This is a genomic window from Pararhizobium sp. PWRC1-1, from assembly GCF_049897905.1.
GTDB lineage: Bacteria > Pseudomonadota > Alphaproteobacteria > Rhizobiales > Rhizobiaceae > Pararhizobium.
Window position 1 is genome coordinate 84686 of sequence record NZ_JAFCXE010000010.1, and the last position, 15811, is coordinate 100496.

The 15811-nt window shown below is 58.0% G+C and carries 17 protein-coding genes; 10 read left to right on the plus strand and 7 right to left on the minus strand.

Annotated elements, in window-relative coordinates; all coding sequences use genetic code 11:
- Window positions 1-78 precede the first annotated feature (78 nt).
- The 4 genes from ACP7E0_RS16670 to ACP7E0_RS16685 form a co-directional block, all read right to left on the minus strand.
- Window positions 79-855 (minus strand): amino acid ABC transporter ATP-binding protein, encoded by a 777-nt coding sequence (locus ACP7E0_RS16670; RefSeq protein WP_113243548.1) that lies wholly within the window; start codon window positions 853-855, stop codon window positions 79-81.
- 18 nt (window positions 856-873) lie between these two features.
- Window positions 874-2031: an amino acid ABC transporter permease gene (locus tag ACP7E0_RS16675; protein ID WP_426126167.1), complete on the minus strand. Its 1158-nt coding sequence runs from the start codon at window positions 2029-2031 to the stop codon at window positions 874-876.
- 4 nt (window positions 2032-2035) lie between these two features.
- A complete protein-coding gene (locus ACP7E0_RS16680; protein WP_426126168.1) occupies window positions 2036-3229 on the minus strand; it encodes an amino acid ABC transporter permease in 1194 nt (397 codons plus the stop codon).
- Window positions 3230-3325: 96 nt separating this feature from the next.
- Entirely contained in the window at window positions 3326-4351 is a 1026-nt protein-coding gene (locus tag ACP7E0_RS16685) for an amino acid ABC transporter substrate-binding protein (protein ID WP_113315694.1), read from the minus strand.
- Window positions 4352-4697: 346 nt separating this feature from the next.
- On the opposite strand from ACP7E0_RS16685, the gene ACP7E0_RS16690 reads away from it, so the two are divergent.
- Complete coding sequence (locus tag ACP7E0_RS16690; protein WP_426126169.1) at window positions 4698-5888, plus strand: cystathionine beta-lyase; 1191 nt, start codon at window positions 4698-4700, stop codon at window positions 5886-5888.
- Window positions 5889-5891: 3 nt separating this feature from the next.
- Here ACP7E0_RS16690 and ACP7E0_RS16695 read toward each other — a convergent pair whose 3' ends face one another.
- Window positions 5892-7052, minus strand: a complete 1161-nt coding sequence (locus tag ACP7E0_RS16695) for an FAD-dependent monooxygenase (protein WP_426126170.1) — start codon at window positions 7050-7052, stop codon at window positions 5892-5894.
- Between the two features lie 18 nt (window positions 7053-7070).
- Window positions 7071-7316 carry a zinc-finger domain-containing protein gene (locus ACP7E0_RS16700; protein ID WP_037100916.1) on the minus strand — a complete coding sequence of 82 codons (246 nt, stop codon included), beginning with the start codon at window positions 7314-7316 and terminating at the stop codon, window positions 7071-7073.
- A 164-nt stretch (window positions 7317-7480) separates the two neighbouring features.
- On the opposite strand from ACP7E0_RS16700, the gene ACP7E0_RS16705 reads away from it, so the two are divergent.
- From ACP7E0_RS16705 to ACP7E0_RS16745, 9 genes are all read left to right on the plus strand, one after another.
- On the plus strand, window positions 7481-8266 hold the full coding sequence (locus ACP7E0_RS16705; protein WP_426126171.1) for an alpha/beta fold hydrolase: 786 nt from the start codon (window positions 7481-7483) through the stop codon (window positions 8264-8266).
- Window positions 8267-8368: 102 nt separating this feature from the next.
- On the plus strand, window positions 8369-9196 hold the full coding sequence (gene cysE, locus ACP7E0_RS16710; protein WP_426126172.1) for a serine O-acetyltransferase: 828 nt from the start codon (window positions 8369-8371) through the stop codon (window positions 9194-9196).
- A gap of 96 nt (window positions 9197-9292) precedes the next feature.
- Window positions 9293-9496 (plus strand): DUF3126 family protein, encoded by a 204-nt coding sequence (locus tag ACP7E0_RS16715; RefSeq protein ID WP_113315699.1) that lies wholly within the window; start codon window positions 9293-9295, stop codon window positions 9494-9496.
- A 231-nt stretch (window positions 9497-9727) separates the two neighbouring features.
- Window positions 9728-10078, plus strand: a complete 351-nt coding sequence (locus tag ACP7E0_RS16720) for a phasin family protein (protein WP_426126173.1) — start codon at window positions 9728-9730, stop codon at window positions 10076-10078.
- 251 nt (window positions 10079-10329) lie between these two features.
- A complete protein-coding gene (gene clpS / locus ACP7E0_RS16725) occupies window positions 10330-10683 on the plus strand; it encodes an ATP-dependent Clp protease adapter ClpS (protein ID WP_113315701.1) in 354 nt (117 codons plus the stop codon).
- Window positions 10684-10692: 9 nt separating this feature from the next.
- Window positions 10693-13212 (plus strand): ATP-dependent Clp protease ATP-binding subunit ClpA, encoded by a 2520-nt coding sequence (clpA, locus tag ACP7E0_RS16730; RefSeq protein ID WP_426126174.1) that lies wholly within the window; start codon window positions 10693-10695, stop codon window positions 13210-13212.
- Between the two features lie 80 nt (window positions 13213-13292).
- Entirely contained in the window at window positions 13293-14030 is a 738-nt protein-coding gene (locus ACP7E0_RS16735; protein ID WP_426126175.1) for an AzlC family ABC transporter permease, read from the plus strand.
- Window positions 14027-14371, plus strand: coding sequence for an AzlD domain-containing protein (locus ACP7E0_RS16740; RefSeq protein WP_426126176.1), 345 nt, complete (start codon window positions 14027-14029; stop codon window positions 14369-14371). Before ACP7E0_RS16735 ends, ACP7E0_RS16740 begins: the two co-directional genes overlap by 4 nt.
- Before the next feature lie 72 nt (window positions 14372-14443).
- Complete coding sequence (locus ACP7E0_RS16745; protein ID WP_426126177.1) at window positions 14444-15367, plus strand: phosphatase PAP2 family protein; 924 nt, start codon at window positions 14444-14446, stop codon at window positions 15365-15367.
- On the opposite strand, the gene ACP7E0_RS16750 is transcribed toward ACP7E0_RS16745, so the two are convergent.
- Window positions 15364-15789, minus strand: coding sequence for an HIT family protein (locus ACP7E0_RS16750; RefSeq protein ID WP_426126178.1), 426 nt, complete (start codon window positions 15787-15789; stop codon window positions 15364-15366). The two genes, ACP7E0_RS16745 and ACP7E0_RS16750, sit on opposite strands and share 4 nt — an antisense overlap.
- Window positions 15790-15811 lie beyond the last annotated feature (22 nt).

A 15811-nucleotide genomic window follows, 5' to 3' on the forward strand; every position in this document is an offset into this window, starting at 1 on the left:
GCCGCGCGAGCGGGCTTGGAAAGCAGAAAGGCCCGCGACGAACGCCGCAGGCCTTTCTGATTCGGAGAACGCTCTGTCTCAGTGCAGGATCTGGCTGAGGAACAGCTTTGTGCGCTCGTGCTGCGGATTGTCGAAGAACGCAGCCGGCTCGTTCTGTTCGACGATCTGGCCCTGGTCCATGAAGATGACGCGGTTGGCGACCTGGCGGGCAAAGCCCATTTCATGGGTGACGCAGATCATCGTCATGCCTTCTTCGGCAAGGCCGACCATGGTGTCGAGCACTTCCTTGATCATTTCCGGGTCGAGCGCCGATGTCGGCTCATCGAACAGCATGACGCGCGGGTTCATGCACAGCGAACGGGCGATTGCCACGCGCTGCTGCTGACCGCCGGAGAGCTGTCCCGGATATTTGTGGGCCTGTTCTGGGATCTTGACGCGCTTGAGGAAGTGCATGGCCACTTCCTCGGCCTGCTTCTTCGGCATCTTGCGAACCCAGATCGGTGCGAGCGTGCAGTTCTCCAGGATGGTCAGATGCGGGAAGAGGTTGAAGTGCTGGAACACCATACCGACTTCGCGGCGCACTTCGTCGATCTTCTTCAGGTCGTTGGTCAGTTCGATGCCGTCAACGGCGATCTTGCCCTTCTGGTGTTCTTCCAGCCGGTTGATGCAACGGATCATCGTCGACTTGCCGGACCCTGACGGGCCGGCAACGACGATGCGCTCGCCGCGCATGACCTTGAGATTGATATCGCGCAGAACGTGGAAGTCTCCGTACCACTTGTTCATGCCGACAATTTCGACAGCGACGTCGGTGGACGACACTTCGATTTTCAGCGGTTTGGCTTCAGCTGCCATTGTATTTCCCCTCACTCGTTATCGTTTGTGGCCCTTGTCGAGCTTTCGTTCCATGAACCCTGAATAGCGCGACATGCCGAAGCAGAAAAGCCAGAAAGTGAATCCGGCAAACACAAGACCGGACAGCGGCGTCACCGGCGATGCCCAGTTGGCATCCGAAAAGTTCTGGCGGACGATGCCGAGCAGATCGAACATGCCGATGATCGACACCAGCGACGTGTCCTTGAACAGGCCGATGAAGGTGTTGACGATGCCGGGAATGACCAGCTTCAGCGCCTGCGGCAGGATGATCAGCCGCATCTTCTGCCAGTAGCTCAAGCCCAGAGAATCGGCGCCTTCCGCCTGTCCCTTTGGAATAGCCTGCAGGCCGCCGCGCACCACTTCGGCCATATAGGCGGAGGCAAAGAGTGAAACCCCGATCACCGCCCTCAGAAATTTGTCGACCGTCATGCCCTGCGGCAGGAACAGCGGCAGCATGACGCTGGCCATGAACAGCACCGTGATCAGCGGAATACCCCGGACGATCTCGATGAAGGTGGTGCAGAGCAGGCGGATGACCGGCATCGTCGATCGTCGGCCGAGCGCTAAAACGATGCCAAGCGGCAGCGACACGGCGATACCGACGAAAGACAGGATCAGCGTGACCATCAGGCCGCCCCAGAGCGGAGTTTCCACATAGGGAAGGCCCAGAACGCCCCCGATCAGGATGAAGAACGACAGGACGGGTAGCACGCCAAAAAGCAGGATGGCGTTGAGGCCCTTGTACGGAATCCTCGGGATCAGGATGGGGACCAGAAGTGCTATGAACAGGGCGCCGACCAGCATCGGCCGCCAGCGTTCATCGATCGGATAACGTCCGAACATGAACACGTCGAATTTTGCGCCGACAAAGGCCCAGCAGGCGCCACTCCAGCCTTCCGGCTGCGAGCCACCTTGAGCGGCCGTTGCGCAAACGCCACGTCCGCCGCCTGTCCACGAAGCGTCGATGAACAGCCATTTGATCGCCGGCGGCAGGAACCAGGCGAGAACCAGCAGCGCGATGATCGTCAGCACAGCGTCCAGCGGCGTGGCTAGAAGGTTTTTCCGGATCCAGGCGATATAGCCTTTCTCCAGCACCGGTGGTGTCGATTGCTCGATCATGCTGGTGCGGACGAAGTTGGTCTGATGTGTGTTCATGATCTTATCTCTCCACCAGTGCCATCTTGGCGTTGAACCAGTTCATGACCAGCGATGTCGACAGGCTGAGTGTCAGATAGACGACAATCCAGATACTGACGATTTCGATGGCTTGGCCGGTCTGGTTGAGGATGGTACCGCCGGTCGATACTAGGTCCGAATAGCCAATGGCGATGGCGAGTGACGAGTTTTTCGTCAGGTTGAGATACTGGCTGGTCAAAGGCGGGATGATGATCCGCATGGCCTGCGGCACGACGACGAGGCGGGTGGTGAGGCCGGGCCGGATGCCGAGCGCGTGGGCTGCCTCCGATTGGCCGTGGCTGACGCCGCGAATACCCGCGCGGACGATTTCGGCGATGAAGGATGCCGTATAGAAAGACAGCGCCAGAAACAGCGACAGGAATTCCGGGCCGATGACGGATCCGCCGGTCAGGTTGAACTTGCCGGCAACCGGAATATCGAAGGAAATCGGCATGCCTGTCACGAAATAGGTGAGCAGAGGCAGGCCGATCAGCAGGCCAAGAACCGTCCAAAGCACGGGCAGGCGTTGGCCTGTCTCCATCTGCTTCCTGTTCGCATACCGGTAAAAGAGAATGCTGCCGATCACCGCAATGACAAAGGCAAGAAGGATGAACTGCGAGCCGCTATCGAAGACCGGCCGTGGGAAGGCGAGGCCACGATTATTGATGTACATATCCAGCGGCAGTGCCAGCGATTCCTTGGGCTGCGGCAGAACCGCAAGAACGCCGGAATACCAGAAGAAAATCACCAGCAGCGGCGGTATGTTGCGGAAAATCTCGACATAAACCATCGACAGCTTGGCGATCAGCCAGTTCTTCGACAGCCGGCCAATGCCGACCAGAAAGCCGATGATCGTCGCCGTGATAATGCCTGCAACGGCAACCAGGATGGTGTTGAGGAAACCGACGACAAGCGCGCGGCCATAGGTCGAATCGCTGGAATACGCGATCAGCGACTGGCCGACATCGAAGCCGGCACGTCCGTTGAGAAAGCTGTAACCGGAAGCAATGTTGGCACGCTTCAGGTTTTCACTTGTATTCATCGCGACCCAGTAGATGAAAGCAATCAGCAACAGCAGCGTTACGGCTTGGTAAATAAAGCCGCGAACCTTGGGATCGTTTAAAATTGAGCCGGTCGGCTTATCCTTGCCGCGCGGAGTCGTGGCGTCAATTGTCATTCAGAGCCTCTTAATCCCCTGATCACCCTGTTTCGAGCGATTCTTATTTTTGGGAAGGAAAGCGGCCGGAGCCGCTTTCCCAATTGTCGTATGGTCTTAGCGCACCGGCGGTGCGTACTGGATGCCGCCCTTGCTCCACAGCGCGTTCAGGCCGCGTTCGATCTTCAGGGGGCTGCCCGTACCGATGTTGCGGTCGAACACTTCGCCGTAGTTACCGACGGCCTTGATGATCTTCACAGCCCAATCGTTTTCGAGGCCCAGGTCGGTACCGATCTTGGTGTCCGCCTCAACGCCGAGGAAGCGCTGGATGTCCGGGTTTGTCGACTTCTTCATTTCCTCGACATTGGCCGAAGTGATGCCGAAGTCTTCCGCACCGACAAGCGCGTAGTGAACCCAGCTGACAATGTCAAACCACTGGTCGTCGCCCTGGCGGACGGCCGGTCCAAGCGGCTCCTTGGAAATGATTTCCGGCAGGATGATGTGATCGTCCGGCGCAGCCAGCGTCAGACGCAGCGAGTAAAGGCCCGACTGGTCGGTCGTGTAGACGTCGCAACGCCCGGCGTCATAGGCAGCGTTCACTTCTTCGAGCTTTTCGAAGACGACCGGGTTGTACTGCAGGTTGTTGGCCTTGAAATAGTCGGCGAGGTTCAGCTCGGTCGTCGTGCCGGTCTGGACGCAAACGGCAGCGCCGGACAGTTCAAGCGCCGACTTCACGTTCAGCGACTTGCGCACCATGAAACCCTGGCCGTCATAATAGTTGACGGCACGGAAGTTGAAGCCGAGTGCTGTATCGCGGTTGATCGTCCAGGTGGTGTTGCGGGCCAACACGTCCACTTCGCCGGACTGCAGAGCCGGGAAACGGTCCTTGGCAGATGTCGGGGTGTATTTGACCTTGGTCGCGTCGCCGAAGATGGCCGCGGCAATTGCCTTGCAATAATCGACGTCGAAGCCGCTCCAGTTACCAGATGCGTCCGGGGAGGCAAAGCCTGTCAGGCCGGTGTTGACGCCGCATTGAAGGAAACCCTTCGCCTTTACGTCGCTGAGCGTCGTTGCCGATGCAGCCTGAGCGCCAATCCCCATGACGGCAGCGCCGATGAGCGCTGTCAGAATTCTTTTTGCCATTTTTAGAACCTTTTTCTGTTGTCTTTGTTCTTGTCCCGCACAGCTGCACTTGGATGCAGCTACGGCCCCCGCCACCCTCCTGGCGCGAGTACCGTCTATCTCATGCTCAAAACAGCGCAGGGTCAAGACACGTTGCCGATTTTCCGGGCTGGGCTACCAAAATCGTTGATTGCGCCGCATGTTTAGGCAGTTTTGGACGCTTTGGTGCACTTTTTTGTTCAAAAATTCGCCAGAACCTGAGTTTTCCACCCTTGTGCCGGAGTGCCGCAGAGGAAGTCCCTTGACCCCCCGGTTCCGTGGGCGGAAAAGTGTTCGGACATGCAATTTCACAAGCGGACGTTACCCCATGACTGAAAAGAATGATTTCCTCGCCGGCGCCGGCGTGAACACCCGGCTGTCGCATATCGGCAACTCGCCCTCCGACTTCCATGGTTTCGTCAATCCGCCTGTGGTGCATGCATCTACGGTATTGTTTCCAAATGCAAAAGCCATGGAAACAAAGTCACAGAAATACACTTACGGGACGCGCGGAACGCCCACCACCGATGCTTTGTGCGAAGCGATCGATGCGCTGGAAGGTTCGACAGGCACGGTCCTCGTGCCGTCGGGGCTGGCCGCCGTCACAGTGCCGTTCCTGGCCTTCCTGTCGGCCGGCGATCATGCGCTGATCGTCGATTCGGTCTATTTTCCGACCCGGCATTTCTGTGACACGATGTTGAAAAGGCTTGGCGTCACTGTCGAGTACTACGACCCGATGGTCGGCGCCGGCATCGAAAGCCTGATCAAGCCGAACACCAAGCTCGTTCACACAGAAGCACCGGGCTCCAACACGTTTGAGATGCAGGATATCCGCGCGATTTCCGCCGTCGCGCATCGCCAGGGCTGCGTGGTGACGATGGACAATACCTGGGCAACGCCACTCTATTTCAAACCACTGGATCACGGCGTCGACATATCGATTCACGCGGCGACCAAATATCCGTCCGGTCATTCCGATATTCTGATGGGCACCGTCTCTGCCAATGCGGCCCATTGGGAGCAACTGCTGGACGCGCATGGTGCTCTTGGCCTCTGTGGGGCACCCGATGACAGCTACCAGATTTTGCGTGGCCTTCGAACGATGGGCATTCGTCTTGAGCGCCATCAGGAAAGCACGCTCAACATCGCCCGGTGGCTGGAAGAACGTGACGATGTTGCCCGTGTCCTACATCCGGCCTTGCCGAGCTTTCCCGGCCATGCCTTGTGGAAGCGGGATTTTACCGGATCGAGCGGCATCTTCTCGTTTGTCCTCAAAGCCGGTAGCCCGGAGCAGTTCAAGCCCAAGGCGCATGCCTTCCTCGATGGGCTGTCGATTTTCGGCCTCGGCTGGTCCTGGGGTGGTTTTGAAAGCCTGGCCATCCATGTCGGTCTTTCCGACCGCAAGATCTGCAAGGCACCGAGCGAAGGTCCGGTCATCCGGCTGCAGATCGGGCTTGAGGATGTTGTCGACCTGCGCAAGGATATCGAGGCTGGTTTAGCGGCGGCAAAGGCCGTCTGATCGTCAGTCGTTCGGCTCGTATCCATAGAGCCAGTCGAAATCGGCGGCCAGGCTTTCCGGCCGCCGCAGCGATAGGACCAGATCACGTCCGAGCCGCACCGGGCCGCGGGCGTGATAGGCAAAACGATTGAGGGCACCGCGGGAGCGGACGCGCGCGACCCGGCTTTTGCGGTGATCGGCAAAGGCGGTAAGCGGCTTTCCACCGGCCACGAAGGATGCAAGCTCGAACGCATCCTCGATCGCCATCGCGGCCCCCTGGGCGGCAAACGGCATCATCGCATGGGCGGCGTCGCCGATCAGAACGATATCGTCGCCCTGATTCCAGGCGCCGTCAATCACTTCGTAGAGTGGCCAGATCGTCGGCTCAATCACGTGCCGCAGCATCTCGACAATCTGAGGGTGCCATCCGGAAAAGGCTTCGAACAGTCGCTGCCGGTTTTCCTGCTTGGGCAGGGTGTTGTCCCATGGTTTTCCGGGATCGGCGCCGCTCGTAACAGCCACCACGTTGAAACTGCGCGCGCGCTGCAGGGGGTAGACGACAAAGTGCGAGCCGCTGCCAAGAAAGGCGGTGACTTTGGTTGTCTCGAAGAACGCCGGAGCCTCAGCCTCACCGAGCGTGAAGCGCCAGGCGATATTGCCGGAAAAAGCCGCCTTTCCAGCACCTTCGATCCGCTTTCTGAGTTTTGACCAGACGCCATCGGCTCCAACCACGAGGCGCGGTTCGCTGCCCATCATCCCTGCAATACCGTGTTGCGCGGTATCATCGATCTCCGTGCTGAGATGAAGGCGGCACAGCGGATTGGCGCTGACGGCATCAAGCAGCGTCTTCTGGAGGTCCGCTCTGTGGAGAACACCATAAGGTGATTTCCAACGATTGCGCGCGAATTCGCCGGATGGGACGGATGCGATCGTTTTCAGCGATACTCCGCTGACGAGAGTGATCGCCTGCGGTTCGCTCCATACGTTTTCCAGTTGCGGGAGAAGTCCGAGCTTCGTCAGGATACGTGTTGCATTTGGGGATAGCTGCAATCCGGCGCCGGTCTCGCTGAGCACGGTCGTCCGCTCGAAAATCTCAGTTTGGATACCCTTGCGGGCAAAACTGAGGGCCGCCGTCAGGCCGGCTATGCCGGCGCCGGCGATCGCAACGGGCTGGTGCCTGTTCATGTCCGGAGCGTTTGCCGCTCAGGCCGCCTTTGCATTGAACGTGCAGCCGTCCGGGACCGTCTGATCCGCATGGAGCTTGGCGTTGTACCGGTACAGCGTCGAGCAGTAGGAACAGACTTTTTCGTTGTCGTCGCCCATGTCAATATAGATGTGCGGATGATCGAAGGGCACCGAGGCACCCGTGCACATGAATTCCTTGACGCCGACCTCGATGACCGCGTGGCCGCCATCGTTTTGAAAGTGGGGAATACCGTGCCCGGCCATGTCATGCTCCGTCGTGTAGAAGAATAGTCGAATTTGGCCGCACCATAGAAAGCTTTGCGTCAAAAGTGTAGCGGCAAAGATGCCGCGCCTGTGGGTTTTTTGGCGTGCCGGGGTTTTCCCGGCGCTGCCGCTGTCATAGGTTCGCTCAAAACAGGACGCATGCCATGGATCTGAACCCGCCCGCCTTTTCGACCTTCACCCATGATGGCCTGTCGATCGCCTATTTCGACGAGGGCGATCCGTCCGGTGATCCGATCTTGCTGATCCATGGGTTCGCCTCCAGCGCCAATGTGAACTGGGTCTATCCGGGTTGGCTGAAGACGCTGGGCGATGCCGGATACCGGGTGATTGCGCTCGACAATCGCGGCCATGGCGCCAGTGACAAGCCGCATGATCCGAAAGTCTATCACCCGCCGGCGATGGCCGGTGATGCCGTGGCATTGCTCGATCACCTCGGTATCGCCGAGGCGCATGTGATGGGCTACTCGATGGGGGCCCGCATTTCGGCGTTCCTGACGTTGGCGCACCCGAACCGGGTGCGGTCTCTCGTGCTCGGTGGACTGGGTATAGGCATGGTGACCGGCGTCGGTGATTGGGATCCGATCGCCGATGCGCTGAACGCGCCATCTCTCGATGTGGTCACCCATGAGAGGGGACGGATGTTTCGCGCCTTTGCCGACCAGACGAAAAGCGACCGCAAGGCGCTGGCCGCCTGTATCTCGACCTCGCGCGACCTGCTGTCTGTCGACGATATGGGCCGCATCGATGTGCCGGTCTTGATCGCCGTCGGGACCAAGGATGATATTGCCGGTTCCCCGCATGAACTGGCCGCCCTTATTCCGCATGCCGTGGCGCTGGATGTTCCCGGCCGCGATCACATGCTTGCCGTTGGCGACAGGGTCTTCAAGAAGGCCGCGCTTGAGTTTTGGGCCAAGGTCGGGCAAGCGTAACGCCTGATAAGCGTTTTGAGCGTCTATTTCCGGACGGCCATTTATATCCAGTGCTATTTGGCCTATATCTGATGGACAGACGGACTACGAAGGAGAGTGGCGATGGTCGCCAGGACTGACATACGCCCGACCGAAACCGTGAAGATCATGGATCCGATCTGGGATAGTCTGCAGGAGGAAGCGCGGATCGCTGCCCAGCAGGATCCCTTGCTTGCGGCTTTCCTCTATTCCACCATCATCAATCAGCGCTCCCTTGAAGACAGCGTCATCTACCGGATCTGCGAGCGGCTCGATCATCCGGATCTTCAAGCCAATCTCCTGCGCCAGACCTTTTCCGAAATGCTCGAGGACTGGCCGGAGTGGGGCAGCATCCTGCGGGTCGACATCCAGGCCGTTTACGACCGTGATCCGGCCTGCACGCGTTTTCTCGAGGCAATCCTTTATTTCAAGGGGTTCCACGCCATCCAGACCCACCGCCTGGCGCACTGGCTGATGAATCGCGGACGCCGCGATTTCGCACTCTATCTTCAGAGCCGTTCTTCCTCCGTTTTCCAAACGGACATCAACCCGGCGGCGCGTATCGGCAAGGGCATCTTCCTTGATCATGCGACCGGCCTTGTCGTTGGCGAAACCGCTGTTATCGGCGACAACGTTTCCATTCTGCATGGCGTGACGCTCGGCGGCACCGGCAAGGAGGGTAGCGACCGTCACCCGAAGATCGGCAACGGCGTGTTAATCGGCGCCGGCGCAAAAATTCTCGGCAATATCCACATCGGAAATTGCTCCAGGGTGGCCGCAGGCTCCGTCGTGCTCAAGGAGGTTCCCTCCAAGACCACCGTCGCCGGGGTTCCGGCCCGTGTTGTCGGCGAGGCCGGCTGCTCGGAACCGTCCCGCTCAATGGATCAGCTGCTGGTTTCCTTCGAGATCTGAACCGGTGATTTGCCGCTTGGCGACCAGCCAGGGGGTTTACACCGATTGAGCCGCTGTGCGAGAAGCGGCGTAAATCAACCGTCATGGAGAAAAGACTTGAAGCCCGAAGAAATCAAAAAGCTGGAAGCCTATTTCAAGCGTACTTTCAACCAGGCAATGGTCATCAAGGCGCGGCCGAAAAAGGACGAATCCGCCGAGGTTTATCTGGGCGACGAGTTTCTGGGCGTGATCTTCCGTGACGAGGAAGATGGCGAGCTGTCCTACAGCTTTTCGATGGCGATCCTCGATATTGATCTCTGATCGCTCTTTCTGGTTGTGTGACTGAATTTGACCCGGCCCTGACCTTCAGGCCGGGTTTTTTGTTAAAATCATACTTTTTAATTATTTTTTCGCGAAAAACGGCCCGATTCCACGATTTTTCATCAAGCTGTTGCAATGAAAGGGTTTTATTGCATTGCACGTATACATTGACTTTATTGTGCAGTGCACATAAAATATTGCTATTGCGAGCGTCACAAAAGGAGCAGCCTGATGTTCAATTTCGAAGATGCGAATAAGAAAAGCAAAGAGAACATGGATACGTTGAAGAGCTATGCGTCGTTGACGAAGGCTTTTCAGGCGATCGCCACCGAAGCCGCCGACTATTCCAAGAAGGCCTTTGAAGACAGCGTTGCTCACATCGAGAAGATCAGCACCGTCAAGAGCGTCGAAGCCGCTTTCGAGCTGCAGACCAGCTACGTGAAGACCGCTTACGAAGGCTATGTCGCCGAAGCCACCAAGATCGGCGAAATGTATGCCGATCTCGCCAAGGACACCTACAAGCCTTACGAAGCGCCGGTTGCCAAGGCAACGGCCGCTGTGAAGGCCGCCGTCGCCGCTTAAGGCCACGAGCACGCATGTCCATCCCTGAAAAACCGGCTGCGCATCCCGCAGCCGGTTTTTTGTTGTCTATGCGCGACATTGGCGATAGGCGGCTTGAAGAAAGTTGGTCAATCTTGTGCCTCACGACGCAAATATGATTGCAGTGCAGACGAACAGCCTTAAAATCTAAAAAAGAACCACTAGATTAAGTGTCACGAACAGGTCGCAAATTTCTCCCAAGCATTTGCGGCTGGACAAGGGAATGAAGTAGAATGATCGCCATGCCGGTCCGGATGCAAAACGACAGCGACGGGGATGGGGGCAACGCCAACCGTGGCACGTCCGTTATCACTCGGACACAGCCGAAGACCAAGAAGCCGAGCCTTTATCGCGTCCTGCTTCTGAACGACGACTATACGCCTATGGAATTCGTGATCCATATTCTGGAGCGTTTTTTCCAGAAGGATCGCGAAGCGGCAACTCTGATCATGCTGCATGTTCACAATCACGGCGTGGGTGAATGCGGTGTTTTCACCTACGAAGTTGCCGAAACCAAAGTGACGCAGGTGATGGATTTTGCCCGCGAGCATCAGCATCCGCTGCAATGCGTCATGGAAAAGAAATGAGGAACTGACGTGCCAACATTTTCAACAAGCCTTGAAAAAGCCCTGCACCAGGCTCTGACGCTGGCCAATGAGCGCCATCACGAATATGCGACCCTGGAGCACCTCCTGTTGGCATTGATCGACGATGCTGATGCGGCGGCTGTCATGGGCGCTTGCAACGTCAATCTCGACGCGCTGCGCAAGACCGTCTCCGACTATGTCGATAATGAACTTGGCAACCTGGTCACCGGTTACGATGAGGATTCCAAGCCGACGGCAGGTTTCCAGCGCGTCATTCAGCGCGCAGTCATCCATGTCCAGTCGTCCGGTCGCGAGGAAGTGACCGGCGCCAACGTGCTTGTCGCGATCTTTGCCGAACGCGAGAGCCATGCGGCCTATTTCCTGCAGGAACAGGAGATGACGCGCTACGATGCTGTCAACTTCATCTCCCACGGTATCGGCAAGCGTCCTGGCGCGTCCGAGGCGCGCCCCCCGAGGGGCGCCGATGAGCCGGAATCCGAACAGAAGGCATCGCGCGAGCAGGACGAAAGCAGCCCGAAGAAGCAGCAGGATGCGCTGACGGCCTATTGCGTCAATCTCAACGAGAAGGCCAAGGTCGGCAAGATCGATCCGCTGATCGGCCGCCATGCCGAGGTCAACCGGACGATCCAGATACTCTGCCGCCGCTCCAAGAACAACCCGCTTTACGTGGGCGACCCCGGCGTCGGCAAGACGGCGATCGCCGAAGGCCTGGCCAAGCGCATCGTCGAGAAGAAGGTTCCCGAAGCGTTGCAGGACGCGACGATCTTCTCGCTCGACATGGGCACGCTGCTCGCTGGAACGCGTTACCGTGGTGATTTCGAAGAGCGTCTGAAGCAGGTGGTCAAGGAACTCGAAGAGTATCCGGGTGCCGTGCTGTTCATCGACGAGATCCACACCGTCATCGGTGCCGGTGCGACGTCCGGCGGCGCCATGGATGCGTCCAACCTGTTGAAGCCGGCTTTGTCCTCGGGGGCGATCCGCTGCATCGGTTCGACCACCTACAAGGAGTACCGCCAGTTCTTCGAAAAGGACCGTGCGCTCGTGCGCCGGTTCCAGAAGATCGACGTCAGCGAACCGACCATCGACGATGCCATCGAGATCATGAAGGGCCTGAAACCCTATTTCGAGAACTATCACAAGCTGAAATACTCGAACGAGGCGATCAAGTCGGCTGTCGAGCTGTCTGCCCGCTACATCAACGACCGCAAGTTGCCGGACAAGGCGATCGACGTGATCGACGAGACCGGTGCGGCCCAGATGCTGCTGCCCGTCAGCAAGCGGCGCAAGCTGATCACCGAAAAGGAAATCGAAGCGACGATCGCAACGATGGCCCGCATTCCGCCGAAATCCGTTTCCAAGGATGACGAGGCCGTTCTCGCCAATCTGGAAAAGGAATTGCGCTCTGTCGTCTACGGTCAGGACCTGGCAATCGAGGCGCTTGCGTCGGCGATCAAGCTAGCCCGTGCCGGCTTGCGCGAACCCAACAAGCCGATCGGCTCCTACGTCTTTTCGGGCCCGACCGGTGTCGGCAAGACGGAAGTTGCCAAGCAACTGGCGGCGTCGCTCGGCGTCGAACTGATCCGCTTCGACATGTCGGAATATATGGAGCGCCATACCGTCTCGCGTCTGCTCGGGGCACCTCCCGGCTATGTCGGCTTCGATCAGGGCGGCCTGTTGACCGATGGCATCGATCAGCATCCGCATTCTGTGCTGCTGCTCGACGAAATCGAAAAGGCGCATCCGGACCTGTTCAACATCCTGTTGCAGGTCATGGATCACGGCTCACTGACCGACCATAACGGCAAGAAGATCGACTTCCGCAACGTCATCCTGATCATGACGACCAATGCGGGTGCGTCGGAGATGGCAAAGGCTGCCTTCGGCTTTGGCTCTGCCAAGCGCGAAGGTGACGATGTGGAGGCGCTGAACCGGCTGTTCACGCCGGAATTCCGCAACCGTCTTGATGCGGTCATTCCGTTCGCTTCGCTGCCGACGCCGGTCATCCACCAGGTGGTGCAGAAGTTCGTCATGCAGCTGGAAACCCAGCTGGCCGAACGCAACGTCACCTTCGACCTGCAGCCGGAAGCCATCGCTTGGCTGTCCGACAAGGGCTATGATGAAAAGATGGGTGCGCGGCCGCTGGCACGTGTCATCCAGGAACACATCAAGAAGCCGCTGGCGGACGAAATCCTCTTCGGCAAGCTGAAGAAGGGTGGCGTCGTCAAGGTGACCGTCGGGACCAAACCGGATGGCGCCAAGGGCCTGTTGCTCGACTACGTGCCGGAGACGGCGCGGATCAAGCCGAAGGCGGAGGTGGTGACGCCCGTAAAAAAGGCGTCTAAGGCAGCCAAGCCGAAGGAACTGGAAAGCGTCGGCGCTGAGCCTGACGCGCCCGCCAAGCCGAAGAAGGCAGCCAAGGCAACCAAGGCTGACGAACCGGTCAGTGCCAAGGCGGCCGAGCCGCCCCGCAAGGGCAGCACGGTGCCGAAGGTGCCGCGCAAGAAATGACGCATCCCCAATAGAGACACGGTGCCGGACTTGATTGTCCGGCACCGTTTTTTTGTGGCAATGAACAGACGGATGTTTTGATGGACGATGGCCAGACGACCGGCTCGGGGCGGACATGGTTCGTGGCGGGCATGCGGGGAATTTTCAGCCTGCCGGCAATCATCCTGATGCTGTCGTTTGTCGGCTTTTGCGCCTTTACCGCCCAGGCCGGTATCCCTGTCGAGCAGGTCGTGTTCATGACGGGCGTCGTCTGGGCCTTGCCGGCCAAGGTCATCCTTGTCAGCTCGATCCTTGGCGGTGCCAATTTGCTCACCGCCTTTGTCGCGGTGACGCTGTCGTCCATCCGGCTGATGCCGATGGTCGCAGCGCTCGTCCCTGAAATTCGCACCGAAAAAACGCCCACTTGGCTGCTGCTGGTCCTCTCGCATTTTGTCGCGATCACGGCTTGGGTGTTTGCCATGGAAAAGGTGCAGGCGGTGCCGCGCGAACATCGCGTCACGTTTTTCGCCGGTTTCGGTATCACGCTTGTTCTGGTCAATATGCTTCTGGTGGCCACCGTTTACCAGTTCGTTGCAGAGTTTCCGCCGATTGTCGCAGGCTGCTTGTTTTTCCTGACGCCGGTCTATTTCCTGGTGTCGATCTGGAGCTCCGCGCGTCATCCGGTCATCTATGTAGCAATGATCGTCGGTCTCGTTGCGGGACCGTTCTTCTCCTGGCTTGCGCCGGAATTCGATATTCTGCTGGCCGGTGTCGGTGGTGGAACATTGGCTTGGCTGGCAGAACGCAACTGGCGCAAGCGCGGGGAGGTTCGGGCATGACTGTGCTTGAAGGCTGGTGGGCCTATGTCTTCATTGCTATTGCCGGATGGCTCGCAACGGATATCTGGCGCTGGCTCGGCGTTCTCGCCGGTAATCGTCTGCGCGAGGATTCCGAAGTCCTCAATTGGGTGAGGGCGGTTGCAACAGCCTTGGTGGCAGCTGTCATCGCCAAGCTGATCCTCTACCCGACCGGCATTCTCGAGCAGTCGCCACTCTGGCTGCGGTTGGGATCGATCGCGACTGGTGCGGCCGCCTTCTTCATCAGCCGCCAGAAACCGGCCGTCGGCATCGCCACGGCGATTGGTGTGCTGGCGATTGGTTTGTGGGCATTGGGATTTTGAAGGTATCAACCGGGACGCTTATCCAATTTTTAAGCGGGGCTGGATAAATTACCGCGCGTTGAGGGCACCGCGATGATTTTTCTTCCTGTCGAGCGTTTCATTCTGATCGTACTGGCGACACTGTTTTCTCTGGATTGCGTGCTGGTTCTTTTCAAAGGTGTTGAAATTGATTTCGCTGGCTATGCGAGCCTTGCCTCCATAGGTCTGGCGATGATTGCGCTGGGGCAGTTTTATAGGGTTGTTCGGCCAGACTTTCGCGTTTCAACGACTATAACGGCAACGGGTCTGTTCATCCTCTTTACTCTTTGCGGCTCCATTTTCAATTACATGCTGCTGCCCATCCACTTCGCCACCATCGATGGTGTGCTTGTCCAAATCGATTCAGCCATGGGCTTCTCTTGGCTTCAAACCATGATTTGGCTGTCGGGATATCCATTTCTGGTGGCTCTGTTGAACATCGTTTACAGCAGTTCACTGCCCCAGATGATCGTCGTCATTCTTATTCTCGGGTTTAGCGGCAGGACGCATTCGTTGTACCGGTTCTTGTTGACGGGCATGATCGGAGTGTTAATCGCTATGATTTTCTGGTTCTTCTTCCCGTCGTTCGGCACGGCAGCTTTGTATCCATTGCCTCCATTGGTGCGCGATGCCATGGCGCTTGCCGTGGGGCCAGAATATGGCGCGCAATTAAACCGTCTTGCTCTCCAGGGCGCAGTTTATTTAACACCCAAAGATGTCCTCGGCCTCATCGCTTTTCCGTCGTTCCATACCGTAATGGCGTGTATGTCAGTCTATTTTCTGAGACATTCGAGAGGCCTCTTTTGGGCAAGCATGGCCCTCAATTTGATTATGTTGCCGGCCATTGTTGTCCAGGGCGGGCATCATTTGACGGATGTGCTGGGTGGTTTCGCAACGTTTTGCCTGGCGTGTTGGTTGGCCGGTATCGTGGTGCGTGAAGCGGACCAGAAACAAACCGTCCTTGCCGCTTCCACTTAAAGTGCTTCTCTAATCTTTTCGGCATTCGCGGCGAGCACCGCTCCATCTTCCATCTTGCCGGAATGCGGCCGCAGCGGCACGCCTTCGCGGCGGGGGATGATGTGGAAATGCAGATGGAAGACTGATTGTCCCGCTGGCGCTTCATTGAACTGCATGATCGTCACACCGTCGGCTTCAAACGCGTCCTGTGCCGCAATTGCCACTTTCTGGACGGTCGCGATCAGGGCACCAAGCGTTGCCGGGTCGGCATCGAGAATATTGCGAGAGGCGGCCTTCGGAACGACCAGGACATGGCCTTGCGCCTGCGGCATCACATCCATGAAGGCAAGGACACTGTCGTCTTCGTAGACCTTGTGGGCGGGAATTTCGCCGCGCAGGATCTTGGCAAAGATGTTGTTGTTGTCATAGACGGCGCTGGTCATCTGGATCTCTCCTCAGAATCCT